We start from the raw sequence: 26219 nt of genomic DNA on the forward strand, positions 1-26219 counted from the left end.
ATCGCATCCTCTCTATCTTCCAAGTTTCGCACTTCGTATTATTCCATAGCTAAACATAGGCATAGCTATTCACAGAATATTATAACACAAAAAATCTAATTGTGCTTAGTTTTTTCCTAAATTTACTTGCTATTTTTTCACTTTTGCTCATCAACTTTTTTTATTTTCCAAACAAATTATAAAAAATCAGATTTATGAAAAAAGAAAGCTCATTTCTAAGCTTTCTTTGCAGTCATTTTTTCTGCTTCTTGTGCTAAAAATAGTTCCAAGATTTTCTTGGTCAAAGTAATGGCTGCCGACAAGGCCAGAGAAACGATTAAATAATTAGCTACTAAGCCATGGTCTCCAACCAATGGTGGTTTTGTCAGGAATCCGTAATCTCCACCTGTTACTAAATTGACCACAAAAATCAAGGCATTTAGTCCAAAGGTCATGAGAAAAATTCCCTTCACATCCAGTAATCGCGCATTATACTGTCTCAATAGATAAACTAGAGAGTTCCCCAAGAGTGCTAAATGCCCAAAGATAAAGGACAAAATCGCAATATGCGGGAAAGGATAGGCATCTGGCACTGGATAAACAAAGGCTGCTAATGTCCCAAATGTTCCTAGCAATGCAAAATACTGCCTATATTTAGACTGACCAGGAAGCAAAAGCACCACAAACATAGCCATACGGCAATGGTAAAAGGGTAAGCTTTCTGACAGTGGCATATGATTGACCCAGTACCAACCATAAAGGAGGATCAACTGAACCGCCTGCAAGATTTGGAAAAATCGTTGGCAAGCCTTCTTTTCACGATAGCGATAGGCTGTATAAAAGGTCAAGGCCAAGAGTGTAAATATACTGACATACCAATAAAGATCAAACTTGGGTGGCTCTGTTGCTTGGGTCGTAAAGAAAATATCCCATAAATTCATCTAGTATTCCTCATGATTCAAAATTTTCCTGCATATTATTATACCATGCTATTTGTCAAAAATGGATTTAGAAATACGTAAATGTTTAACAAAATCACTTGTCTTCATTTTCTAAACTTTCTACCAACTTGGCTAGGTTCATAGAGTTAGAGCCTTTGAGCAAGATTTGGTCATTAGCTCCTAGACTTTCCTTGACCTGCTTGACTAGGTTTTCAAATTGGTCTTGGTCTTCTGTTTTCTTGAAGTAGAAAACGTGGCCAATTGGGAACATTTGACTGGCAAGTTGGGCTAATTCAGCAATGTCTTCTCCATAGAAAATCACGGTATCCAGCACATCTGGCGAAAGGCTCAAAATCATCTGATTATGAAGCTGAATAGACTGGTTACCAAGTTCCTTCATATCCGCCAACACTGCAATTTTCTTGCCACCTTCATTGGCTGGAATGGCAGAGAAAGTCTCTAAAATCAGCTTCATAGCAGTTGGATTGGCATTATACACATCTGATAGGATATCTGCTCCATTGGTTGCTTTCTTCCACTCGGTACGGTTACGCGTCAATTCAAGATCTTGGAAGGCCTGACGAATCTGCTCCTCTGAAACTCCTTCTTGTAGGGCAACATAGGACGCAATCATAGCATTAGTGGCATTGTACTTACCAGTCACTGGCAAATCAAGGGATTGTTCCAAGAAATTAGCCTTAAAGGTCAGACTATCCTTGCGCTCAACCAAATCGGTAACTTCCAGCTCTGCTCCTTGCCCAAAACGAACCACCTTTTTATCAGCTGGCAAGTAGTCCTCTACAATAGTGTCAGCCGGAGCTAAAAGCAAGGAACCAGATGCCATCCCGTCTGCAATTTGCATTTTTCCTTTAGCAATCTCTGAACGGTCTTTGAAAAAGGCCAAATGTGCTTCTCCAACCAAGGTCACGATGGCTGTTTTTGGACGAGCCAATTCTGACAAGAGATGAATATCTCCCAAGTGATCCTGTCCCATCTCCAAGACCAACTTTTCTGTTCCTTCAGGCATATGGAGAACTGTGTAAGGAAGACCAATCTCGTTATTATAGTTGCCTTGTGTTTTGTAGGTTTTGTAGGTTGTTGATAGCAAGTGCGCTAACATATCCTTGGTCGTCGTCTTACCATTTGAACCCGTAACTGCAAAGACATCAACAGCTGTTTTCTCAAGATAGTAGGCAGCTAGTTGTTGAAAGGCAGTCAACACATCATCAACTAGAATGTAGGGATGATTTGCAACTTCTTTCTCAGACAGGGTTACAGAAGCACCATTTTCAAAAGCTGTTTGGATAAAGTCATGACCATCACGCACACCTTTAAGGGGCACAAACAAGTCCCCTTCCTCAATCAAACGACTGTCAAACTCAGCCTTCTCTAACTGGGTATCCTCAAAAATGCTGATATCATTTTTAGCTCCTACAACTTGAGCCACTTCATGGATTGTTAATTTCATTTCTACTCCTTTAAAAAGGGTTGAAGTCCGAGAACTCTGATCACCTTACAGTGATGGTTCTGGCTTCTACCCTCTCTTTCATTTCTATAGCAAATGCGCTTCGCGCTTGTCAAAACTTTCCTTGGCAAGGTCAACCAAACGCTCGATTAGTTCTGGATAGCTGATTCCCATATTGTCCCAAAGTAGTGGGTACATAGACCACTGGGTGAAACCTGGCATGGTATTAAGCTCGTTTAGGAAAATCTCTCCCTTATCTGTATAGAAGAAATCACAACGAGATAGACCGAGCCCACCAATGGCACGGAAGGCTGTTTCTGCATTTTGGCGCATGACAGCTACTACATCATCACTGATTTTAGCTGGGATATCCATAGTAATCTTGTTGTCAATATACTTGGCATCGTAGTCATAAAAGGCAACATCCTTGACTACTTCCCCTGGAAGGGTGCTTTTGACATCGTAGTTGCCCAGTAGACCAACCTCGATTTCACGAGCATTTACCCCTTGCTCTACCAAGACACGACTGTCATATCGGAAGGCAAGTTTCAAGGCTTGACGGAGTTCTTCTTGATTTTCAGATTTAGAAATACCGACACTAGAACCCATGTTTGACGGCTTAGTGAAGACTGGATAAGTCAATTTTTCTTCCACTTCAGCGATTTTAGCAGTCACATCATCCCCTTCAACGATAGCCACATAAGGAACTTGGGCAATACCAGCAGATTCTAACACACGCTTAGTCGTGATTTTGTCCATTGCAAGGCTAGATGACAAGATGTTGCAACCAACATAAGGCATTTTCAAAACTTCAAGGAATCCTTGAACAGAGCCATCTTCTCCCATCGGACCGTGAAGAACTGGGAATACCACTGCTCCCTCTTCGTATATAGCACTTGGTACAACTTTCTTATCCCAATCAATGGTCGCATTGGTCATGAGACGGTCCTCTTGACCTGGAGTCTGACTAAATTCCTGCGTTTTGATAAAGTCACCTGACTGACTGATAAAGAAAGTCTTAACTGTGAAACGGCCGTAATTGACCGCACGCATGACACTTTCCGCTGAAAGGACAGAGACTTCGCGTTCCGCACTCCGTCCACCATATAAAAGAATAATCGTTTGTTTCATATTATTTGTCCTAATTCTACTAGAATACTCGCTCTTTAGTATATCATATTTGCTTGTTTTTTTAAAACTTGAACCTGATCCTACTCATCACACTATACAAAAAGAGGCCGATAGGAACGATTTTCAGCCTCCTTGATTTTTTATAAATGAATGGAGTTCGTAAATTTGTCTACACTTACAACTCTGTTCGATTTTCAATAGCCCGTAAGAGGGTCACTTCGTCCGCATACTCGATATCTGCTCCCACAGCGAGACCTCGTGCCAGGCGAGTGACCTTGATACCAGCTGGCTTGAGTAAGCGGGAAAGATACATGGAAGTCGCTTCCCCATCTGCTGTGGCATTGGTTGCTACGATTACTTCTGAAACCTCACTATCCATCAGACGAGTCATGAGGCTCTTGAGATTGATATCATCTGGACTGATACCATTCATGGGAGAAATAAGACCATGTAAGACATGATAGAGCCCGTGGTATTCTTGAATGTTCTCCATGGCCGCCACATCCCTACTATCCTCTAGCACCAAAATCGTTGTCTGGTCACGACTTGGATCGGTACAGATAGAGCAAGGATCGTCGTCTGTCAAACGTCCACAAATAGAACAGTAGGTCAATTCTCTCTTAGCAGAAAGGAGATTTTTTGCAAATTCATTGACATCATCATCCGGCATTCCAATAGTATAAAAGGCTAGACGGGTTGCTGTCTTAATCCCAATACCAGGAAGTTTGGAATAACTGTCAATCAACTTAGCAATAGGTGTTGGATAAAGCATATGTTCCTTTCTAATTCATTGGATGGTGTTGGTTATATAAATTGATAATGTCGCGAGCAATTGCTGGCCCAACATTTTTGGTTAAATTGGTATTATGAGGAAAGACTACTGCAACTGCAATTTGAGGATTTTCTGTTGGAGCATAGGCCACGGCATTGGTATTATTAGCTTCTTGACCACCAGCTACATAGCTTTCAGCTGTACCGGTCTTACCACTGATAGAAACAGTGGCGCCATCTGAAAACGCCCGTCCTGTCGTAAGGGGACTAGTTCCATGCGATACTTGGTAAAATCCTTGGTGCAAGATTGCCATATCTGATTCAGAAATATTGACCTTGTTGATTTCCTTGGTATCTATTGCTTGGATTAATTCCCCAAGGCCACCCTTATCATTATTTCCATAAATACCTTCAACAATACGAGGAGCCACACGAACACCATCATTTGCAATAGTTGCTACATACTGAGCCAACTGCATGGGCGTATAGTTATCAAACTGCCCAAAGGCATTGGTGATGTAATTAGCAAAGCTATACTCTTTGGGAACAAATCCAGTAGATTCATTTGGAAGGTCAATGCCTGTTGAGGCTCCAAGACCATATTCAGCAAATGTCGAACGAAGTTTTCCCATAGCTGTTTCCAAATTGCTGGTTCCAACAAACATATTTGGTTGATAGGTCTGGCCCATGATTCCAAGAGCGGTTTGAACCACGTAAGCATTAGATGAATACTCCAAGGCTTCCACAGCTGTAATAGGAAAAGATCCATATGCCAATTTATACCAAGAATAAATTGGAGCTGAACCTTGGAAAACAATAGGCTGATCTGTTAAGGTTTGGTTTCCTGATAAAACACCATTTTCCCAACCTGAGCTGATGGTAGCGGCCTTAACAACCGAACCTGGGATAAAGACATTGGTTACCGTTCCCAAGGAATCAGGAGTCAACTCTCCCGTTTTCAGGTCATGTTTGAGTCCTGACATAGACAAAACAGCACCTGTTTTGGGGTTAAGGGCGACTGCATACACACCCTCAGAATACTTGGCTCCACCATTTCCTAGCTCGGAATTGAAATAACTTTTCAGCAAAGCATCCACGCTATCTTGGAAGGCCAAATCAATGGTCAGTTTGATATTGTTTCCCTTACTACCTTCCTCAATTGTGTCCACGCTTTCCATATTGCCATATTTATCCAGATGGATTTCTTTTACCGAGCGTTTTCCTTGTAAGGTCTCTTCATATTGCTTTTCCAAATAGGAGGTTCCAACACGGTCATTTAGAGAATAGCCCTTTTTAAGATAGGCTTCTGCTTCTTCCGCTGGGAGACCGGCTTTTTCACTGGATACACTCCCTACTATAGAAGAAAGGGAAGTTTCCAAAATCTTTCGATCCCAAGAAGTAGAAATACTAATGCCAGGCATCTCCTTTGAAATAGAGGCAATAACAGCCACCTGAGAATCATTTAGAGGATCTGTCGCAATGGTTCCTGTCGCAAAGTTTCCAACAGCATTTAACTGACTAAAAAGATAGATTTCTTTCTTTTCATCCTCTGTATAGTTTAGTTGACTTGTTGGGACACTATCGACCGCATTGTTATACAGTTCTGATTCGGATAGGCGATTGCCATCTGAATCCAAGCGTTTCTCACTTGGGAGAGCTTCCACTGTTTTTTTATAGATTTCAGGATCAGCCAAATAGTAATCAGCCAGCTGGCGTTCTGTCAAATTTGGCGAAGTGATGCTCACATATCCCAGTAACTGACTAGCGATTTCTTTTAGATCTTTAGCCGTCATTTTATTGCTACGCGTAAAGGAAACAACCTGCTTTAACGTATTTTCTACCAAAGGTTTGCCACTAGCATCATAAATCTCCCCACGAGCGGAACTGGTTGTAACCTTGGTCTGACTAGCTGAGGCTAGCTTTTTTTCGTAAAAATCCTTGTTCAGAACCTGCATATACAACAAACGACCAATAATAGTCAGAAAAAGTAAAATGACAATTGAAAACAATAAATTAAGCCGAATCGGAATCGAATGGCTATTAAATTTTCTCATACAAATCAGTCTCATTTCTATTTAAAATCTTACTCTTAATTGTACCATAATTTGAGCAGAAAATTATGGAAAAGAAAGAAGCTTTTTTCGTTTTTAAGGTAAGATACGTTTTTATTTATTCATCCCTATATTATATGTTATAATGAATGTAAAAGTTCAATAATCTAGTCTTTTTCCAACACGACTCATTTAAAGGAGCCTTCCCTATGGACAAACCAGATATCGCAACTGTCATTGATTCACATTTTGAAGAAATGACAGACCTAGAGCAAGAAATCGCTCGCTATTTTTTGCAAGCTGAAACGATTACAGATGATTTATCTTCCCAACAGGTCACTCAAAAATTACATATCTCTCAGGCTGCACTAACTCGCTTTGCTAAAAAGTGTGGCTTTACTGGCTATCGAGAATTCATTTTCCAATACCAACATCAGGCAGAAAATCAAGCCAACCAAGTCTCCAAGCACAGTCCACTGACCAAACGAGTCCTCAGAAGCTATAGCAATATGAGGGAACAAACACAAGACTTGATTGACGAAGTCCAACTAGAACGAATTGCCCAATTAATCGAAGATGCTGAGCGTGTCTACTTCTTCGGAACAGGGAGTTCTGGCCTTGTCGCTCGTGAAATGAAATTGCGCTTCATGCGTCTGGGTGTGGTCTGCGAGGCCTTGACCGATCAAGACGGCTTTGCTTGGACAACCAGCATTATGGATGAAAATTGTCTCGTACTTGGTTTCTCACTTTCTGGCACAACTCCCTCTATTTTAGACAGTTTATTAGATGCCAAGGAGATGGGGGCAAAGACGGTACTCTTTTCAAGTGTTCCCAATAAAGATAGTCAGGTCTACACAGAGACTGTTCTTGTAGCCACCCACAGCCAGCCTTCCTATATCCAACGAATATCCGCTCAACTTCCTATGCTCTTCTTTATCGATTTGATTTATGCCTATTTTTTAGAAATCAATCGCGAAAGCAAGGAAAAAATCTTTAATAGCTACTGGGAAAATAAGAAACTCAACGGCTATCGTAGACAAAAACGTGTCAGAAAATCCTAGTTTGGCTGAGCCAAACTAGGATTTTTATTCATCACTAAACATACCTCTTCAAGATTATGAATCAGTCGTATCTTGACTTAGTCTTAAATAATTTCATGTAATCACTTTTTGAAGGGAGTAAATAAGCAAGTCTGACGGTATCCTCAACAATTGTATATAATACGATGTAATCCTTACTCAAGGTCAATCCTCGCGTTTGGTAGCGAGGGTCTAATTTCTTACCAAATTTTTCATCGGCATCAAATCCAGCTTGGGGGAAAATTTCTAGATGATTAATATCTTTTCTGATACTCGCCACTTTTCGTCTCGCAGCCTCTACAGAACCGATTTCCTCCGCTATATACTGATATATTTTATCCAGACTATCAATCACTCTAGGAGAATACAAAATCCTATATTTTTTATAATCCATAGCATGTCACGACATCCTCATCTGTCAAGTAATTTCCAGCCTCAATCTTGGCATAACTTTCTTGAACTTCTGCTTGTAATTGCCTAAACAAATACTCCTTCTCTAATTCCTCTTCACTCAGTAAATCTACTTCATTTGTTACGACAACATTCTTTAAGAATAATCTAAGTGCCGATGAAAGAGAGAGATTTTGTTCTTTTAACACTTCCATGGCATCATTTACCAATTCTCTATTAGCTTGGAAGGTCACAATTTTATTTGAATTCGCTATAGACATTTTATATAATTCCTTTATGTATTTTATTTATGTATTTTATTTATTATCTCACGATTATAAATAAAGTCAAGAGGATTTGATTAGAAAATCCTAGTTTGGCTGAAACAAACTAGGATTATTTTGTCTTGATACCCAATGAAAATAAACATACAACATACCTACGATATTTTGGTGATAGGCAAATTCTAATCGTGTTTTTCAGTTCTTCCATAAATCCTCCTTTTCGTTTTTGAATGTTTGACAACAAAAAAGGAAGTATCAGCTATTTGCTTTTACTTCCTTTCTCTAATTTTATTTAATTATTTTGCTTCGACAAGCTGAGATTTAACGACTCCATACCATTATCAATTCTTTTTCTCCCGTATTACTATCTAAACTTTCAGATTGGATGCTAAATTCCTCTCGCAGGTAAAATTGAATTGCTCGCTTATTTTTTTGATAAACGTTTAATCTTAGAGTGGGCTTGACTTTCTTCACATGATCCAATAGCTGTTTTCCGGCTCCCTTTGACTGTCCTGCCTCTTTTATAAAGATTCCTTCAATATAGTCGTCATTTAATCCAATAAATCCATCTATCCCGTTTGTACTGTCAATTTCATGCGCATATATTTCTGCAAGCGGTAGCATTTCTTTTACCACATCAAAATTGTTTTTCCAGTAATCAGGAGACATAAAACTATGTGCCTGAATATTCGTAATTAACCATATTTGCATTACTGCATCTATATCACTGTCAGAATATTTCCTAATCATTTCATCATCTCCATAAATTCCAATTTGTCAATTTCTCGTCCATCTCATTATATCATTTTTTCTTCTTGGCTTAGCTTTAGTATTTAGAGAGCTTGCGCCGTCTTCTAAGACTATCTTAAAGGGAATCTCCTCTCATATATTCTTCGATGATAGGAACTCTGCTCCTATCGTTCGTTTTTTCTAATTTCTCATTGACTTTCTCATACAAATGAAGCAAGATCGCATAATGGTCTTTCCGCTACTTTTCATATACCTTGACAGTTTTTCCATCATCAAAAAAAGAATTAAGCAAAACATTTTTCACTCAAGTAGTGATTAAGTGTTCTGCTTAATTCTATAATTCCAAACTAGGATTGTTTTGTTTTAAAGTGATAATAAGCACCCAACATCCCTGCTGTATTCTGATGATGGGCAAATTCTAATCTCGTCTTATCAGCCAAACTTGGTACTAGAGCTTCCTTCAAAGCTTTTCGAATTTTAGGCTTGAGAATAGCTTCTTGTCCCATGATACCGCCACCTAGAATGACCACTTCTGGATTGGCCACATAGCAAATATTTGCCAGACCTTTTCCTAGATAGTCTACCATGCGGTCAATACCTTCCATGCAGAGTTTATTGCCTTCAGTGGCTTCCTTAAAGATACGTCGGCCATTCCACTGGTCAACTTCTTCTCCATGTGCTTCAGCTACATATTTCACTAAAGCTGTTGTAGAAGCCAAGTCTTGGAAAGCCCCATCCTGCATATGCATATACCCGACTTCGCAGGCCGAATTGCTAAATCCATGGAAAACCTTCCCATCCATAATCAAGCAACCACCGATACCTGTTCCAATAGTCAAGCAAAGGGTGACACTCGCTCCCTTGCCTGAACCAGATACTGCCTCAGCCAGACCTGCACAGTTAACATCATTTTCAATCTCACAAGGAATAGCAAAGCTAGTCTCGATTTCCTTCTTGAACTGGGTTCCTGCGTAGTTAGGGATTTGAGGCCCAGCATAGAAAATCTCACCCTTATCTGGATCCACCATTCCTGCAGAAGAAATAGCAACACCTGCTACTGGGCCTTTTTCTAAATAGCTGGCTACGATATCTTTGGTCTTTTGTAAGATATGAGGTCCACCCTTATGCGCCTCTGTTGGCATTTCATGTGATTCAAGAAGTTGGCCTTCTTGATCAACCAAGCCATACTTGATGTTGGTTCCACCAATATCAATTGCAACGTAGTGTGTCATAAATACCTCCTTATGGATTAGAGGAAGCGCTCCTTGGTTTCACGAATCAAGGCTGCAGCTGCTTCTACAACTGGACGATCGTCTTCAGTCACTGGTGTCAATGGTGAACGTACAGAACCAATATTCAAGCCTTCATTGATCTTCAAAACTTCTTTGATGACACCGTACATATTTCCATGTGCAGCAGTGAGTTTACCAATGATAGCGTTGATAGCGTATTGTAATTCACGCGCTGTTTCCAAGTCTTTGTCAGCAATCAATTGATTGAGTTTCAAGAAGAGTTCTGGCATAGCACCATAAGTACCACCGATACCAGCTTTGGCACCCATGAGGCGACCACCTAGGAACTGTTCATCTGGACCATTAAAGACGATATGGTCTTCCCCACCAAGGCTCACAAAGGTTTGGATATCTTGAACTGGCATAGAAGAGTTCTTCACACCGATAACACGAGGATTTTTCAACATTTCTGTGTAAAGGCTTGGAGTCAAAGCAACCCCTGCCAATTGAGGAATGTTATAAATCACGTAGTCTGTGTTTGGAGCTGCAGAACTGATATCATTCCAATATTTAGCAACTGAGTATTCTGGCAAGCGGAAGTAAATTGGTGGAATTGTTGCAATGGCATCTACACCCAAGCTTTCTGCATGGCGAGCTAGTTCCATACTGTCTTTAGTATTGTTGCAGGCAACATGAGCAATGATGGTCAATTTACCTTTAGCAACTGCCATGACTTCTTCCAAAATCAACTTGCGATCTGCTACGCTTTGGTAGATACATTCACCAGAAGAACCATTGACATAAAGACCTTGAACACCTTTATCAATGAAGTATTGAACTAAGGCACGCGTACGTTCTGGACTTACTTCTCCTTGTTCATCATAACATGCGTAGAAGGCTGGAATGACACCTTCGTATTTTTTCAAATCTGACATAGATTTTCTCCTATTATTTTTATTTTCTGCTAAAGCAGATTCTTTCTTTACTTCTTTAGTATACACTTTACCGAAAAGGCTTTCAATATCTTATAGACACTTAGATTTTAGTTTCTCGCTTATAGAATAGCGTTTGGAACGTTTGAAAGTAGTTTCAGAAATAATTGCAACCCTTACTCATACTTAGCAAATAGCTTTTCCATCACTCCTACTTGTAAAAAAGCAAGAAGTCCAAAACCAAAGAGAATAAAAGCTGATCCTCCCAATAGAAGGGTAAAGGCTGATAGATATAGAATCATCAAAATCAAAAAGATAATTACGATCATCAAGATAAACCAAGGAGCGTTAAAACTAGCCAACATCAATCCTTTTTGAAGAATTTCTTTCCAAGATAGGTCATAACGTGCCGCAATAGGGTAACTAGCCAACATCACAATAGTGAGGAAGATAAGAATGCCTAGACAAATGGCTTTCACCAATTGGAAGGGTAGAGCTGTTTGACCCCAGAAAAGATAGAGATCTGAAAGAGTTAGAAATACAATTCCTAATTCTAATATCCCCAACTGAAAACCTAGTTTCAGATTTTGCCTGAAAACTCTTAGATAGGTTCTAAAAACTGGAACACGTCTACTTTGCTTGACTTCAAACATCGTCTGATAGAGACTAATTTTGGCTACCCCAATCGTTACGATTGGCAAACAAGTTACTACAAAGAGAAGATTGACTGTTACAATATCTAAAACCTTCTCACTAATTCGCATTAGAAAATTATCTGTATCAAATGCAGCCTTGATGAGACTTCTTCCTTTTTGTGACATCTTTTACTCCCCCTATCATTTCATTTCTATCACTATCTAAATCAACTCGATTTAGATAGTGATAAGATTCAACTCTTAAACTCAATTTTCAAAAGTACTTAATAAGATAGTCATCAGCTATCTCTGCTGATCATTCTAATCAATTAAAATTTTAAACAAATACTTGCGAACTTGATCTTCCATACCTGCATAACCATTTGGTTGATGTGGCTCTCCTGGGAAGAAAATCGCAAAATTGTGATAACCCAACAAGAGTGGGTAGTGTTCATGACAATGAACAAAGCCAATATCACTTGCTTCGTCAAATGCTACTGCCTCGTCTTTGATACGTGAGCCGTAGCTCGAATATTCATGCCCTTCTACCAACAAATGCAAGTCTGCATAGTTCTTGTGATGTTCAAACTGATCATTTTCAGCTTTATTTAGGACATTTTCTTGAACAACTAGAAAGACCTTGTCACCATCAATCTCATATTTTCCTAACTCGAATGAATCTTTACGATGTTCATAAAGATAATCAATTGCCTTGTCAAGATTGGGATGAATCCCTTTATAGAAGCTAATATTTTTCAAATCGTCAAAAATCATTATTTTCTCCTTTAAAAATCGTCATTAAGCGACTAAAACTAACACCTCCAACAGTGTCATTTACTGTCGGAGGCTTTTAGATAGTGCTAGCAATAGCCAATTGATACTGTAAAAGAAATCGTTTCTTATCCTTTGACCGCTCCCATAGTAATACCTTGTGTGAAGGATTTTTGGAAGACAAGGAAGACTGTTACGATTGGCACTGCTGCAAGGGCAGCTCCTGCCATGATCAAACCATAGTTGGTTGCCATTTCAGCCTGCATGGTCGCAACCCCAAGTGAGATGGTCAAGTTTTGACGTGAAGTCAACATTACCAATTGCATGAAGTAGTCGTTCCAAGTATTGATGAAGGTGAAGATTGCAAGGGCTGCAAACCCTGGTTTCACAATCGGGAAGGCTACGCTCCAGAAGGTACGAATCTCACCACAACCGTCGATTTTAGCTGATTCAAGCAACTCTGTAGGGATATTTTCACTGAATTGTTTCATGAGGAAAACCCCAAATGGCCATCCAATCAAAGGCAAGATAACTGCCCAAAGTGTATCATGAATTCCCATGAAGTTGACGATACGTACCAATGGCACAAGGACAACTTGTTTTGGAAGCGCCATAGCAGCGATGAAGATGGCAAAGAGGATACGTTGACCATAGAAACGTTTTTTAGCCAATACATAACCTGCTAGAGAAGAGGTCGCACAGACTAAGAACATGGTTACCAGCGAGATAAACACAGAGTTCCACATCCACTGCATAGCAGGGTTTTGCACCATGAGTTGTTGGAAGTTTTCCATGGTCGGCATTTTAGGGAACCACTGAGGAGGAATAACGATTGTATCAGGTTGTGATTTGAATGCCCCTGTCAAAATCCAGTAGAATGGAAAGATGAACAGCACAGTCAACAAGAGCAAAATGATTGTTGAAATAACAGTAAAGGCTGTTAATGGTTTTTTTTCTGTAGATTGCATAGCTGTCTCCTTTCTTTAGTATTCTACGTCGTTTCCAAGTACTTTAAATTGAACAAAGCTTACGATTGCAATCATGACTGCCAAGAAGACACCAATTGTGTTGGCATAGCCATACTCTGTCAATTGGAAGGCTTTTTCATATAGGTAGTACATCAAGGTACTTGTTGAGTAGTTTGGACCACCAGATGTCAAAAGCTGAATCAAGGCGAAACATTGGAATGAGTTAATTGTTGTGATGATTGCAATATAAAGAGTTGTTGGAAGAAGGCTTGGCCATTTAATCTTCCAGAAGACTTGAAACTCAGTTGCACCGTCAACACGCGCCGCTTCAACCAGTGAATTGTCAATATTCCCCATGGCAGCGATGTAGAGGATAATTGGTTGACCAACTGAAGTTGTCAAGAGAATAATCATAATCGCCATCAATGCCCAGTTTTTATCTCCCAACCAAGAAATGTTCTGGCTGATGATATGACTTGACTTGAGGACAAAGTTTAGAATCCCTGATAGTGGGTCATAGATCCATTTCCATACAACTGTTACGGCAACACTACCTGTTACAACAGGTAGGAAGAAGACAAAACGATAGAAGGATCTGGCGATGGCATTTTGGTGATAGGTTTGTGATGCTACAAAGAGCGAGAATAGAACAACAACTGGTACAGATCCAATAACCAGGATAACCGTATTGATCAAAGACTTCATAAAGACAGGGTCCTTAAACATACGAACGTAGTTGTCCAAGCCCACAAACTCAAATTTCGTCATTGAGTAGTTAAAGAAACTTGTAATGAATCCCATAATCATAGGAGCCAATACAAAGATGACAAAGAAGAACAACACTGGTGCTAGGAAAGCATAGGAAATCACTGTTTCCCGCATACGAATTTTATTGACTTTCACAGTCGGCACCTCTCTTTCAAATAGAATAATTTTTTGACTTTCTTGAATTGTTTTAAAATCAAAATGAAATTTTTTAAGATTCGCTTATGTAAGAACTTCATTTTAATTTCGTGACAGTTCCTTACATTTCAAACAAAATCCTCCCTTTTCTTACATAGACTATGCACAGGGAAAAGGGAGGGATCAATCTGATTTAGTGCTTATTGTTTTGTAGCTTTTTTAATTGTTTCGTTAGCTTTTTCAGTGAAGGCTTTCAAAGCGTCCGCTGGTTTTTGATCGCCATTTGATACAGATTGCAACATTGGGAACCATAGAGTTCTCATTTCAGCAAAACCATCAATAGTGTTGTAGTATGGTGAGTAGTATTTAGTCCAACCACTGATTGTTTCCATGCGTTTGTCATCATAGAGTTTACCAAATGATGTACGAACTGGGAAGGCACCTGTACGAACAACATCTTTTGGACCCCACTCTTTGTCATCCGCGATAAATTGAACGAATTTCTTAGAAGCAGCAACTTTCTTGTCGTCCTTGTTGTTGAATACTGCAAATCCGTTTACAAGGTATTCAAGAGCTGGTTTACCTTCGTCTGATGGGAATGGTACTTCTACCACTTCTACCTTACTTGCTTCTAAAAGTTTAGCTTGGATACCATTTTGAGCTGGTGCCCAAAGGATTGTGTAAGATGTTTGACCGTTGGCAAAGTTTTGGATATCTGCTCCACCGTCAAATTGTGAACCATTATTGAGCAAATTGTCTTTAATCCAGCTAGTTGCTTTTTCAAGACCTTTGACGAATTTAGGATCATCAGTTGTATATTTGCTAACTTTTTCATCTGTTACAGAACCGCTATAAAGGTTAGAGATAAAGGCACGTGTTCCTTGGTCTCCCCCTTGACCAGAACTGAACAATGAACCTGGTGTGTAACCCTTGTCTTTGAGTGCTTTCAATACTTTTTCAAAATCATCAGTTGTCCAACCTTCTTTTACAAGGTTTGCCACTCCAGCATCTTCTAGCATTTTCTTGTTCATTGCCATGTAGAATGGGGCAGAACTAATTGGATACATATAAGCCTTGTCTCCAGCTTTACTTGCTTGTACGATGTTTTCATTGTTGACATCTTTAACAAATTCATCTGTGAAAAGGTCGTTCAACTCAGCCAATTTACCGTTTTTACCGTATTGGATGATACGTCCTGGTGCATCAAAGAGTACGTCTGGAGCTGTTCCAGCTTCGATAGCTGTTGTGATTTTTTCAGGACCTGACTTGAAGTCGATGGTTTCCAATTTCACTTTTACATCTGGATTTGCTTTTTCAAACGCTTCGATGATTGATTTTTCATAAGTTCCAACGCCGTCACCAGTTTTTTCTTGGGTAAATACTGGGAATGCCCACCAAGTGATTTCTGTTTTGGCACCGTCACCACCTGATTTGGCAGCATCTTTACTTCCGCCAGAATTGCCACAAGCAGCAAGACCAAGAACCGCAGCACTCGCAAGTACTGTACAAGCTAATTTTCTAAATTTCATTTGTATTCTCCTAATTGATAAGCGTATCCATATTGGATAGTGAGTTCTTTGCATTTGTATACGTTTTCATTCCATCCTACGCATCCACCACTCTCCTCTGTTTTAAGATTGTGTTATTTAAGACCCGCAACGAAGCGTTCCGTAATCTCTTTTGGTCTAGTAATAGCACCACCAACAACAATACCTCGCACTCCATATCCTAGAATTTGTTTGGCTTGTTCTGGTGTATGAATTTTCCCTTCGGCGATGACATCTACACCCGCATCACAGAGCTTTTTGATTAGTTCAAAATCTGGACCGTCTACTTTTGGACTGTAAGATGTGTAGCCTGATAAGGTTGTTCCGACAAAGTCAATTCCTGCTTCTACAGCTGCTAGCCCTTCTTCGAAGGTACTTGTGTCAGCCATCAAGAGCTGGTTAGGATATTTTTCCTTGACCTGACGAATGAACTCTTGAATCTCTAAACCATCGTAGCGTTCACGCTTGGTACAATCCAGAGCAATCACTTCTATGTCGAGTTCTGCTAATTCATCAACTTCTTTCATCGTAGCCGTGATGAAGGGTTCTTGCGGTGGATAATCTCGTTTAATTATCCCAATGATTGGAAGTTTTGTGACCTCCTTGATTTCCTTGATATCGCGAACACTGTTTGCTCGGATACCGACTGCTCCACCTTGCTCAGCCGCTTTGACCAGCAAGGGGATGACTCCTCCCGCTTCTGTATAAAGCGGTTCGTGAGGAAGGGCCTGACAAGAAACAATGATTCCATCTTTAATTTGATTAATCAAGGCTTCTTTAGTGATCTGTGGCATCCTTTTTCCTCCTTTTCTTTATTCTTATGAGTTTATTATATATCATTTATGAAGCGCTTTCAATACTTTGTAGTAGAATAGATTTCAGTTTCAAAAACTAGACAAGTCAAACAGCTCCTCTAAAAGTACTTTCAGAGGAGCAAGTCGACCTATAATAGGAGAATACCAAAATTTATTTTACAATTTCTGACAATTTTACTTTGCGATCTTCAAACATAGACTGAGTACAAGCATCTGCAGTAGCAATTGCTTCTAGGGCAGCTTCACCTGTCAAAAGTTTTGCAAATTCTTCTGATACTGGAGCTCCTTGCATAATCTCATGCAGATAGCGCATTTCTTTATCAATGACAGATGATAGCCATAATGGAGTACGTTTACCTGGTTTACCATAAGCAATTGCTCCATCCATCTCTGTACTATGATAGATACGAGTACGATCATCATCTTCTTCTTGAGATTCGTGAATCAAGAAATAACTTTCTTGTCCATCTAGCTTAAGAGTTCCTTTACAGTTGAATAAGTCTAAGCGGATTGCACCCTTTGTTCCTTGGATTAAGACATAATGTTCACCCCAACGATAAGCTGAACCCCATTCTAACAAAGCAAAACGCTTATTAGAAAATTCCATATTGACAAAAATCATATCATCTTCATCACCGAAATTTTCGCCTTCATGGGCTACATTTCCACCTGTCATGGTTACAGTTTCAGGCATACCACCCATAAGGAATTGAACGCAATCCAATTCATGGATGTGGTGATACAAGTGACCACCTGATTTTTCACGAATTTTTTTCCATGATACTGACGGTTGTTGCTCTTCCCAACCATTACGAGCAGTGTGACAATATAGAACGTCTCCAATCACTCCTTGATTAATGAGTTCTTTTGCATGATGGACACCATTAAAGAAGTTCATAATATGTCCTGCCATAAAGGTTACATTGTTTTCTTTACATGCATCAACCATCTCGCGACAATCTTGATAAGAAAGTGCAATTGGTTTTTCGCAGAAAACATTTTTGCCATGTTGTGCAGCCTTAATAACTGGCTCTTTATGAAGATTATTTGGAGTTGCGACGATGACACAATCTACCTCATCGCTAGAAACCAACTCATCTAGGGAACTTGCTACTTTTGCTCCCAATTCTTCTGCAATTGCCTCTGCATTATCTGGATCATAGAGAAGAGTAATTTCTGCTCCATCATTCTTTTGCATATAACGAGCCAACTCAGCTCCAAAATATCCTGTTCCAACAACACCGTATTTAACCATGTTTTTTCTCCTTTATTTTGTTAAATCATTAATTTCCAAATCTATATACTGAACTACATTGCTTAAATGCAATTCATTTCTCGACCATGAATCATATTTTTCAAATAATACACCTATGTGATGATTTGGCAATTCTGTAATCGCAGAATATGCATAACCATACGAAGGCAAATCAATGTCATAGTGGTACTTCCAATCAATACTATCATCTTCTTCATTGACTAAACCGACAACTAATTGACCTCCCTTACGGCCATTTCTAGAATTTGGTGTACTCAAAATGACTGCTTCTTTTCCATCAATTAATTGAGAGTATTTAATTGCAGATACTTGTGTACCATATGAAGTTTGTTGAATTCCATCGATATACGAAACTTCTGACCATGTTTCTCCAGAATCTCTACTAGTCATATAGGCAATCTTACCTGTAGTAGTTCTAAAGAATGTTCTAATCACACCATCTCTCATTTCAACCATTTGCGCTTCTGCTGTCGCATTCTTAAACGGAATTGGAGCTGAGGATTTCTTCCATGTTTGACCACTATCATCAGAAATGAGATAAGTTAGTTCTCCACTAGTATATGTTGCAAAAATTAATCTGTTACTTGATTTTAATGCTAAGCCTTGTCCAGGACATAAATAAGTTCCATTATGTTTTTCTCCTAAGAACGGAGGCAATAACTTAAATTGTTCCCAACTCTCTCCTCTATTCTGACTAGTTGTCATTGCTATATAATTAGTAGGAGTCACTTTAAATAAAGAATCTTTGTAGAAAACATTCATAGGAACCTGTTTTCCATTGTGCGTTTCTCTTAAAGAACCACTATCAAAATCCACCGAATATTGTTCGACTGTTAAAGACTTACCTCCCTCCAAAACTTCATACTTATCATTTACAGTATAATTTGTAGGGTTATTAGTCGTTTCATCGTAAACGACTCCATTTTCTCTGACTGTATAACGGAAATCATTATCTCCATTCTTCTTTAGTTTTAAATAATAATGACCGTTTATTTCTTTAAAACCTGAATCAGCTTTATTTGCATTATTATTTCCAATACCAGCAGGCATAACATCAGCTAATAATATCGTTTCCCCAGATTTTTTATCTTCAACAATGGATGAATCTATAAATGAAGCACTTCCACTAATTTGACTATTCTTTAATTTATTATCTCGTGGCCAGTAAACTAACTGCTCCTCATAGTCATTAAACTTCATAGCAAAAGTTGGCTCACTCCACGTTTTCCCATTATCATCACTATAAGAAGTGGCGATATTAATCTTACTTTTAGAATCATGAGTTCCACCATAACGTGCATCAATACTTGATAGAACTCTTCCACTACTTAATGTATATAGTGTCGGTATTCTAAAATAGTTAGCTTGAGTAGAATCTCCTGATTGGAAAATTAACTGAAATGGATTTGACAAGGGAATAGTTGAAACTTCCTGATCACTAATTGCTTTATTAAATAGACTGATTTCATCAATACTTCCTTTTGCGAGGTAATGATCCTTGCCTTCACGATTAACAGATCCTAATGTTGCCTTATCTATACCATTTATATTTGAAATTGGCAAAAATGTATCAACTGTTTCAGAGAACACTTCTATCCCATTAACATACATTGTGTATGTCTTATCTTTAGAATCAGATACAAATACTAGTGTATTTTCAACTGCCTGTCCTTTATGCTTTCCCCATAATGAAGCTGGTCTAGAAAATAAATAATTTATTCCCTTTTGAGCGTCTCTTATTTCTACACCTATCTCACCAGAATCTCTCATGAAAATTGAAAAGTAATTATTTTTAAAGCCTGCTTTACTATTAGATAGACCAAACAAAGCTTGAAGCGAGTTTGGTTCATCTGCTCTAAATTTCATTACTACTGTCTGACTCTCTCCAGATAATTTATCTAAAAACAAAGGGCTGATATCTATACTCTTATTGTTCAGTTGATATGAACCTCCTTGAAAAACAGGAGATAAGGACAGTTGACCATAGTTTAATTCATTCGCATGAATCAAAGTGGGTACTCCCATTAAAAGACTAATGCCTATAACAGAAATTCCTAGTTTTGAATAAAGGCCTCTCTTATTCATTTTTTCCTTCTTTCGTTTATTTCACAGATCCTTCTGATAATCCACTTGCAATCTTATTTTGGATAATTGAGAAGAAAATGATTGATGGAAGAACTACAATAACAGATGCAGCCATCATATCTCCCCAGTCTAAAATTTCTGAACCGTTAAGTGATCGAAGGGCTACTGCTACTGTCATCTTTCCTGTATTGTTAATCAAAATCAAAGCATACAGGAATTCATTCCAAGCATTGATAAATGTATAAATAGCTGTTGCTACAATACCTGGTGCTACAATCGGTAGCACAACTTTATAAAACGTAACAAATTTATTTGCACCATCAATTCTAGCTGCTTCTTCAATTCCAATTGGAACTGTTTGGAAAAATCCAACTAAGAGCCAAACTGCATATGGAACACTAAAAGATAGATAAACCATCATCAAGCCAAATAAACTATTTGTTAATCCAACTTTAGCAATAGCAATTGAATATGGAATTGCTAACAAAATTGGTGGGAAAATGTAGGTAATAACAAGTAATCTAGACATGATTGCTCCCAATTTAGGGAAGAATCGAACAATACCATAGGCTGCCATAGCAGAAATAATAATCGCAATAACGGTTGTAGCTAAGGCAATGATTAAACTGTTTCGAATGTTATCAATAAAGTGCAAATCGTTAATAACATGAGTGAAATAATCTAATGTAAATTGTTCAGGCCAAAATCGTGTTGGATACTGAGTTAATTCCCCTTTCCCCTTGACAGAAGATATGATAATCCATACCAATGGGAAAATTGCAACGATGGTCGCACCAACTAAAAGTACATGTGAGAGAATATCTAAATAAATACTGGATTTCTTCTTCATTATTTTCTACCCTCCTTTTCCCACTTACTGATGATAGCAAAGTAGATAAAGCAAATCGCCACCAAGAAGATAAAGAGCAATACTGTAACTGCTGAAGCACGACCCAATAATTTAGTTCCCCAACCGAGGTTGTATGCAAAAATTGGAAGCGTCGTTGTAGCATTGGCTGGTCCACCACCAGTAATTAGGTAGATGATATCAAAGTTATTAAAGATCCATACAGTTCTCAAAACAACTAAAAGACCTACAACCACTTTAATATGTGGAAAGACGATAAACTTGAACACCTGCCAACTTGAAGCACCATCTATCTTAGCAGCTTCAAATTGTTCTTCTGGTACTGTTTGCAAAGCTGAAAGCACATTAACCATAATCATCGGCGCTCCAAACCAAATGTTGATAAACACCAAACATAGGAATGCCCATGTACTATCTGTCAAAAATGCAGGTGTATGATCCATTAAACCTAATTTTACGATTAGATTAGGTAAGTAGCCATAAACCCCGTTTAGAATCCACTGCCAAGAAAAGGCAATGACGATTGTAGGAAACGCCCAAGGAACAATCAATAAGGTTCTATATAATTTCTTGAAGTGACGTACTCTGTGAAGAGCTAAAGCCAATACAAACCCTACTAAAACTTGACCAACTAATGAGAACACGGTCCACTTAATTGAATTAAAGAACGCATTAAAGAAGTTGGGATCTGATAGCACAGCTTTATAGTTAGCTAAACCAACAAATTTATAATTGGGCATAATCAAATGCTTATTGGTAAAGCTATAAAAAATACTCGAGAAAAACGGATAAACAAATAGTAATCCTACAATAATCATAGCTGGCAAAACAAATATCCAGCGAGTTAAATTACGTTCTTTAACCATTCTCCTTCTCCCTTCTTTTACAAGATTGGGCTAGGCTAGGCTAGCCCACCTATTTTCTAGTCTTTCACATCTACTGAACAGCCTCAAATAAATCGTTTAATTGTTTTTCTGCTTCTTTTGCTGCTTTCATAGGATCTGTTCCATTTGAAATGATATCTTGGAACATTTGTTCAATAATGTGTTGGTTAGTCAACATACCAGCTTGTACACTTGGTCCATTTTCATAACCAATAGCAGTACCTTTTTTAACAGCTTCAGTAATTACTTCTTCAGCATGTTTAAATTTCTTACGAGTTTCATTTTCTTTATAGGCTGCAGAATCGCTAATCCCCTTAATAGTTGGCAACATACCTACTGGAGTTGAATCAAGGAATTTAATGTAGTCTTCTTCATTATAAAGTGATTCTAAGAATGCTTTAGCAACTTCTGGATGTTTTGAATTTTTCCAAACAACCATTGGAATGTTTGAGGTTTCAATTCCTTGGTCTTTATCAGACTCTTTGATTTTTGGAATAGGATAAGCATCAATCGAATCAATCAATTGAGGACTGTTGGCATTAATTCCTCCAATATGGAATCCAGAGTTAAAGTCAAATGCTGTTTTTCCTTGATAGAACAAGGTAGCTTGTTGAAGGACATTAAAGTTCAAAGAATCTTGAGGTGAAATTTCTTTATACATTTTAACCCAGTATTTAATACCATCTTGAGCAAGTTGACTTGTCAAATCAGCTTTAAGATCTTTTGTTAAGAGGCTTCCTCCACCACTACGTACGTAGAAGTTCAAGAAACGTGTTGCCATTAAGTCATTTGTTCCAAATGGAACAGACAAGCCATAAACTCCAGCTTCTTTCAATTTTTTAGAAGCTTCATAGAGTTGATCCCAAGTTTTAGGAACCTCAATATTATGTTCTTTTAACAAATCTGTTCTAACCCACATGACTTGTGCATGTGAATAAAGAGGAACAGAATAGTAATTATCTCCGATTTTTGCCTCGTTTAAGGCAGTTTCGTTAAATTTATCCTGTCCAATACGCTTGATAGAATCGTTTAGCGGAACCAAAGCATCTGAGTTTACCATTTCCATTACTTGGTTAGGGAGAGCTGTACTGATATCTGGCACATTTCCATTTGCTAAACCTGTAGTCCATTTAGTATAGAAGTCATTCCAAGAAAATGTTTCAATCTTGATTTTCGTTTTTGGATGCTTTTGCATGAAAGCATCTGCTGATTTTTGAATACTTTCTAAACGTGGTCCTTGAGTAAAGGAGTGCCACATTGTAATCTCACCAGATAATTCAGTCGGTGGTTCAGTACTAGTTGTAGCTTCTTTTTTTCCTGAACAAGCTACCAAGGTAACGGCTGCTAGCGCAACTCCAGCTAGACATAAAAACTTTCTCATTTTTTTCATTGTTCTTCCCTTTCTACATTAAGAAATCGCAACTTTAAAGACAACTTTTTTCACAGGTTCATCATTTATACGAACCTTCGGTTGATGTAAATCTTCTGGAAAAGTGATGAGGCATTCGCCAGCTCTCAAATGAACTAACTGTTCCACTTCCCCTGTGTATAATTCAATATCTTTCTCTTCATCATATTTTTGGGTAACGCTTACATTTTCTGGCGACGTAACAGCCATGGCTTCTTCGTTTTCCAAAACTAAATGAATATCCAAATATTTTTGGTGGGTTTCAAAGAAAGCCCCTGCTTGACCATCTGCTAGATAAGTAAAACAATTCCCAAACAATCGATCACCATCGATAGCAATCGGACCTTCTGTCAAATTTTCTAGTCCTGTTTTTTCTAGAAAATCTATTAATGTTGCAAAATGTGGATTTACTTTCACATAAGTTTCTAAACGACTAATTTTTGTAATAATCATACCGTATCCTCCTTTCTACACATTTTTATTTATATATAGCAGCACCACACTCCCTATTTTAAAAATATATAATTTACGATATGTTAGTTCTCAATTCTATTAAGAATTTATTTCTGTTTCTTACCTATGATAAACTACAAGAAAATTATTTATTACATCTCTTATAACGTGTCTTTCTTATGCCTCATTTCCCTTGTTTTATGAACCCATTATATACCTTTTTTAAAGCGCTTTCAATATTTGTTGTGCGATAGAATATACTTTTATAAATATTTTATATAACACATTATTAAGAAACTACTTTCTATTCAAAATATATTAATACTTTTTTATATTTAGATGATATAATCATAAAACAACCATTATAAAATGGCTTAAAATTTTTTATTGTCTAAAACCACTTTAAATATAAATCTAATTTTATCAATTATTAAAAACCAATCTAGAACCCTCACTATCTTCTTAGGCTCTAGACTGGTTTATTTAAAATCCAGATATATCCCTCTTTGTTATAGTTCATTCAGAACATATATGGCATTTTCTAATCACATTAGTAATGTAAAAAGAGATTGAACAAAAACTCAATTTCATACTCAATGAAAATCAAAGAGCAAACTAGGAAGCTAGCCGCATACTGTACTTGAGTGCGGCAAGGCGAAGCTGACGTAGTTTGAAGAGATTTTCGAAGAGTATGAATTTCAAAGTATATATGAACTAGAATATTTGCTGACTAGACTCTATACAAAAAGAGAGCTACTAGGCTCTCTCATTCATCACTTCACATATTTAAAAGGAATCTCACTGCCGCAGAGCCAGTTGTAGACTTGGTCATTAACAAAGACATTCATGGCTTCATGAGCATACTCAGGCATGATACGATAAGCCTTATCGCAGGTCAGACGGTTGTAAATCGCAAACTGAGTTATAGGATAGCAAACATCGTCGTCTAAGCCCGTAATCATCTTAACCTCACCTTGGATACGATGGGCAAGATTTTTCACATCGATATAGGCCAGGGTCGCCATGATTTCCTCCTCTGTTTCATGAAAAGGGTCGTGAAACTTGAAATAACGGAAGAGTTCGTCGTAAGCCTCGCTAGTATTACCAATCTCAAGCACTCGTCGGAAGTCTGACAAGAAAGGATAGATGGCAACAGTTTTCTGAATCCGTGGATTGAGGGCTGCCGCAACCAGAGCTAAGGCCCCTCCTTGCGAGGCACCATAGCTGGAAAGTCGCTTCTCATCCACCTGAGGCAGACTAGCAATAATTTCAACCAACTGGTAAATGTCCAGATAAACATCCTTATAAAAGAGGTGCTCCCGACCTTCCACAGCACCACGGATGATATGCCCCTTAACTGTATTTCCTAGAGGAGAACGCAAACCGTCTTGCGAGTAACCTGACTGGCCCCGCACATCCATGGAAACAACACCATAACCAGCCACAGTATAGGCCAGCATGTCAGCCCAGTCCCAGCCACGTCCCATATAACCATGGAAATGGAAGATTATAGGAACCTTCTCCTCACTCTTTGGAAGAACGACGCGTGCATAGTTCTTACCCTCATTGGTTCCTTTAAAGGTTAATTCATAGCACTTGACTTGAGGAATGTGAAAATCTCTTTCCTCCAACTGGTAGGCTGGAAGCGTGGAAACTTTTTTCACTTCCTCATCCCAGAAAGCATCAAAGTCCTCTGGAACCTCATCCCTTCCTAGATAAGTCTTCATTTCTTCTAACAAAGCTGGATTTTTCATAATATACTCCTTTTATTTTGTAATCGCTATCACAACTGTAGCATATCTAGGGAAGCAATGCAAGAAAGAAGGGTAAATAGAAAGTGAATTTAGATTTTTTCTTCAAACCTACTGACTGAAAGTCTAATAAATTGAATCTAGAATAGTACCAATTAACTTCTAAAGTATTTTTAGAAATTAATGTGAATGTCCCAGTTGATTTGTCTACAGTTTATCTCGATATACTATAATTTCAATGGAGATTGAATAGAGAATCACACACCAGAAAGCGAGGTAACATCATGAAAGCAATAGGTACTCAAATATTACAGACAAACCGTTTAATCTTGAGAAGATTTGTGGAGAGTGATACGGAAGCCATGTTTCAAAATTGGGCTTCGTCTGCTGAGAATCTGACCTATGTTACTTGGAATCCCCATCCTGATGTTGAGGTCACTCGAAACTCGATTCGTAATTGGGTTGCTTCCCTATGCCAATCCCAACTATTACAAATGGGCCATTTACCTCAAAGAAAACCCAGAGCAAGTGATAGGAGATATCAGCATCGTTGAGATGAATGAGGATAATTCCAGTTGTGAAATTGGCTATGTTTTAGGAAAAAACTATTGGAGTCGTGGCCTTATGACAGAGGCCTTAAAAGCTATCTTAGACTTCTGTTTTACTCAAACAGGTTTTCAAAAAGTCAAAGCACGATATACCAGTCTCAACCCAGCTTCAGGTCATGTTATGGATAAGACTGGAATGTCCTATCTAAAGACTGTTGCAAATGGGGTAGAGAGAAAAGGCTATATTGCGAACCTTATTTATTATCAGATAAGCGGAGAAGACAGATAATCTTAAAATTTAT

The 26219-nt window shown here is 38.3% G+C and carries 24 protein-coding genes and 1 pseudogene; 2 read left to right on the plus strand and 23 right to left on the minus strand.

Features of this window, described 5'->3' with window-relative positions; genetic code table 11:
• Positions 1-215: 215 nt before the first annotated feature.
• The 5 genes from SMIDD28_RS08785 to pbp2b all read right to left on the minus strand — a co-directional run bounded on the left by SMIDD28_RS08785 (position 216) and on the right by pbp2b (position 6356).
• Positions 216-920 (minus strand): YwaF family protein, encoded by a 705-nt coding sequence (locus SMIDD28_RS08785; RefSeq protein WP_061425641.1) that lies wholly within the window; start codon positions 918-920, stop codon positions 216-218.
• Positions 921-1014: 94 nt separating this feature from the next.
• Positions 1015-2388, minus strand: a complete 1374-nt coding sequence (locus SMIDD28_RS08790; RefSeq protein ID WP_061425642.1) for a UDP-N-acetylmuramoyl-tripeptide--D-alanyl-D-alanine ligase — start codon at positions 2386-2388, stop codon at positions 1015-1017.
• An 84-nt stretch (positions 2389-2472) separates the two neighbouring features.
• A complete protein-coding gene (locus SMIDD28_RS08795; protein WP_061425643.1) occupies positions 2473-3516 on the minus strand; it encodes a D-alanine--D-alanine ligase in 1044 nt (347 codons plus the stop codon).
• 175 nt (positions 3517-3691) lie between these two features.
• On the minus strand, positions 3692-4288 hold the full coding sequence (recR, locus tag SMIDD28_RS08800; protein WP_049548134.1) for a recombination mediator RecR: 597 nt from the start codon (positions 4286-4288) through the stop codon (positions 3692-3694).
• A 10-nt stretch (positions 4289-4298) separates the two neighbouring features.
• Positions 4299-6356, minus strand: coding sequence for a penicillin-binding protein PBP2B (gene pbp2b / locus SMIDD28_RS08805; protein WP_081103274.1), 2058 nt, complete (start codon positions 6354-6356; stop codon positions 4299-4301).
• 191 nt (positions 6357-6547) lie between these two features.
• Here pbp2b and SMIDD28_RS08810 point away from each other — a divergent pair, with 191 nt between their 5' ends.
• Positions 6548-7399, plus strand: a complete 852-nt coding sequence (locus SMIDD28_RS08810) for a MurR/RpiR family transcriptional regulator (RefSeq protein ID WP_061425645.1) — start codon at positions 6548-6550, stop codon at positions 7397-7399.
• Positions 7400-7460: 61 nt separating this feature from the next.
• Here the strand turns inward: SMIDD28_RS08810 and SMIDD28_RS08815 are convergent, their stop codons facing one another.
• The 18 genes from SMIDD28_RS08815 to SMIDD28_RS08900 all read right to left on the minus strand — a co-directional run bounded on the left by SMIDD28_RS08815 (position 7461) and on the right by SMIDD28_RS08900 (position 25372).
• A complete protein-coding gene (locus SMIDD28_RS08815; RefSeq protein WP_061425646.1) occupies positions 7461-7811 on the minus strand; it encodes a type II toxin-antitoxin system RelE/ParE family toxin in 351 nt (116 codons plus the stop codon).
• Positions 7801-8088 carry a type II toxin-antitoxin system RelB/ParD family antitoxin gene (locus SMIDD28_RS08820; RefSeq protein ID WP_061425647.1) on the minus strand — a complete coding sequence of 96 codons (288 nt, stop codon included), beginning with the start codon at positions 8086-8088 and terminating at the stop codon, positions 7801-7803. Before SMIDD28_RS08820 ends, SMIDD28_RS08815 begins: the two co-directional genes overlap by 11 nt.
• 324 nt (positions 8089-8412) lie before the next feature.
• A complete protein-coding gene (locus SMIDD28_RS08825) occupies positions 8413-8841 on the minus strand; it encodes a GNAT family N-acetyltransferase (protein WP_061425648.1) in 429 nt (142 codons plus the stop codon).
• Between the two features lie 347 nt (positions 8842-9188).
• Positions 9189-10073, minus strand: a complete 885-nt coding sequence (locus SMIDD28_RS08830) for an ROK family protein (protein WP_061425649.1) — start codon at positions 10071-10073, stop codon at positions 9189-9191.
• 17 nt (positions 10074-10090) lie between these two features.
• On the minus strand, positions 10091-11008 hold the full coding sequence (locus SMIDD28_RS08835; RefSeq protein WP_061425650.1) for a dihydrodipicolinate synthase family protein: 918 nt from the start codon (positions 11006-11008) through the stop codon (positions 10091-10093).
• Positions 11009-11181: 173 nt separating this feature from the next.
• Entirely contained in the window at positions 11182-11826 is a 645-nt protein-coding gene (locus SMIDD28_RS08840) for a YesL family protein (protein WP_061425651.1), read from the minus strand.
• A 135-nt stretch (positions 11827-11961) separates the two neighbouring features.
• Entirely contained in the window at positions 11962-12414 is a 453-nt protein-coding gene (locus SMIDD28_RS08845; protein WP_061425652.1) for a NanQ anomerase/TabA/YiaL family protein, read from the minus strand.
• A gap of 125 nt (positions 12415-12539) precedes the next feature.
• On the minus strand, positions 12540-13379 hold the full coding sequence (locus tag SMIDD28_RS08850) for a carbohydrate ABC transporter permease (protein WP_001192010.1): 840 nt from the start codon (positions 13377-13379) through the stop codon (positions 12540-12542).
• A gap of 15 nt (positions 13380-13394) precedes the next feature.
• The gene (locus SMIDD28_RS08855; protein ID WP_171804884.1) at positions 13395-14261 is read right to left on the minus strand and encodes a carbohydrate ABC transporter permease; all 867 of its coding nucleotides are present in this window, start codon (positions 14259-14261) and stop codon (positions 13395-13397) included.
• A gap of 221 nt (positions 14262-14482) precedes the next feature.
• Positions 14483-15811 carry an ABC transporter substrate-binding protein gene (locus SMIDD28_RS08860; protein ID WP_061425653.1) on the minus strand — a complete coding sequence of 443 codons (1329 nt, stop codon included), beginning with the start codon at positions 15809-15811 and terminating at the stop codon, positions 14483-14485.
• A gap of 113 nt (positions 15812-15924) precedes the next feature.
• Positions 15925-16623, minus strand: a complete 699-nt coding sequence (locus tag SMIDD28_RS08865; RefSeq protein ID WP_001135682.1) for an N-acetylmannosamine-6-phosphate 2-epimerase — start codon at positions 16621-16623, stop codon at positions 15925-15927.
• A 172-nt stretch (positions 16624-16795) separates the two neighbouring features.
• Positions 16796-17899: a Gfo/Idh/MocA family protein gene (locus SMIDD28_RS08870; RefSeq protein ID WP_000241736.1), complete on the minus strand. Its 1104-nt coding sequence runs from the start codon at positions 17897-17899 to the stop codon at positions 16796-16798.
• A gap of 12 nt (positions 17900-17911) precedes the next feature.
• Positions 17912-20005 carry a neuraminidase NanB gene (gene nanB, locus SMIDD28_RS08875; protein ID WP_061425654.1) on the minus strand — a complete coding sequence of 698 codons (2094 nt, stop codon included), beginning with the start codon at positions 20003-20005 and terminating at the stop codon, positions 17912-17914.
• Positions 20006-20021: 16 nt separating this feature from the next.
• The gene (locus tag SMIDD28_RS08880; protein ID WP_050197667.1) at positions 20022-20855 is read right to left on the minus strand and encodes a carbohydrate ABC transporter permease; all 834 of its coding nucleotides are present in this window, start codon (positions 20853-20855) and stop codon (positions 20022-20024) included.
• Positions 20855-21739, minus strand: coding sequence for a carbohydrate ABC transporter permease (locus tag SMIDD28_RS08885; RefSeq protein ID WP_023946138.1), 885 nt, complete (start codon positions 21737-21739; stop codon positions 20855-20857). Before SMIDD28_RS08885 ends, SMIDD28_RS08880 begins: the two co-directional genes overlap by 1 nt.
• Positions 21740-21809: 70 nt before the next feature.
• Positions 21810-23147: an ABC transporter substrate-binding protein gene (locus SMIDD28_RS08890; protein WP_061425655.1), complete on the minus strand. Its 1338-nt coding sequence runs from the start codon at positions 23145-23147 to the stop codon at positions 21810-21812.
• 18 nt (positions 23148-23165) lie between these two features.
• Complete coding sequence (locus SMIDD28_RS08895; RefSeq protein ID WP_061425656.1) at positions 23166-23618, minus strand: YhcH/YjgK/YiaL family protein; 453 nt, start codon at positions 23616-23618, stop codon at positions 23166-23168.
• A 773-nt stretch (positions 23619-24391) separates the two neighbouring features.
• A complete protein-coding gene (locus SMIDD28_RS08900; protein WP_061425657.1) occupies positions 24392-25372 on the minus strand; it encodes an acetylxylan esterase in 981 nt (326 codons plus the stop codon).
• 281 nt (positions 25373-25653) lie between these two features.
• Here SMIDD28_RS08900 and SMIDD28_RS08905 point away from each other — a divergent pair.
• Positions 25654-26206 (plus strand): annotated as a pseudogene (locus tag SMIDD28_RS08905) (GNAT family N-acetyltransferase).
• Positions 26207-26219: the final 13 nt, after the last annotated feature.

The organism is Streptococcus mitis (assembly GCF_001579045.1).
In the GTDB taxonomy this organism is placed as follows: Bacteria; Bacillota; Bacilli; order Lactobacillales; family Streptococcaceae; genus Streptococcus; species Streptococcus mitis_D.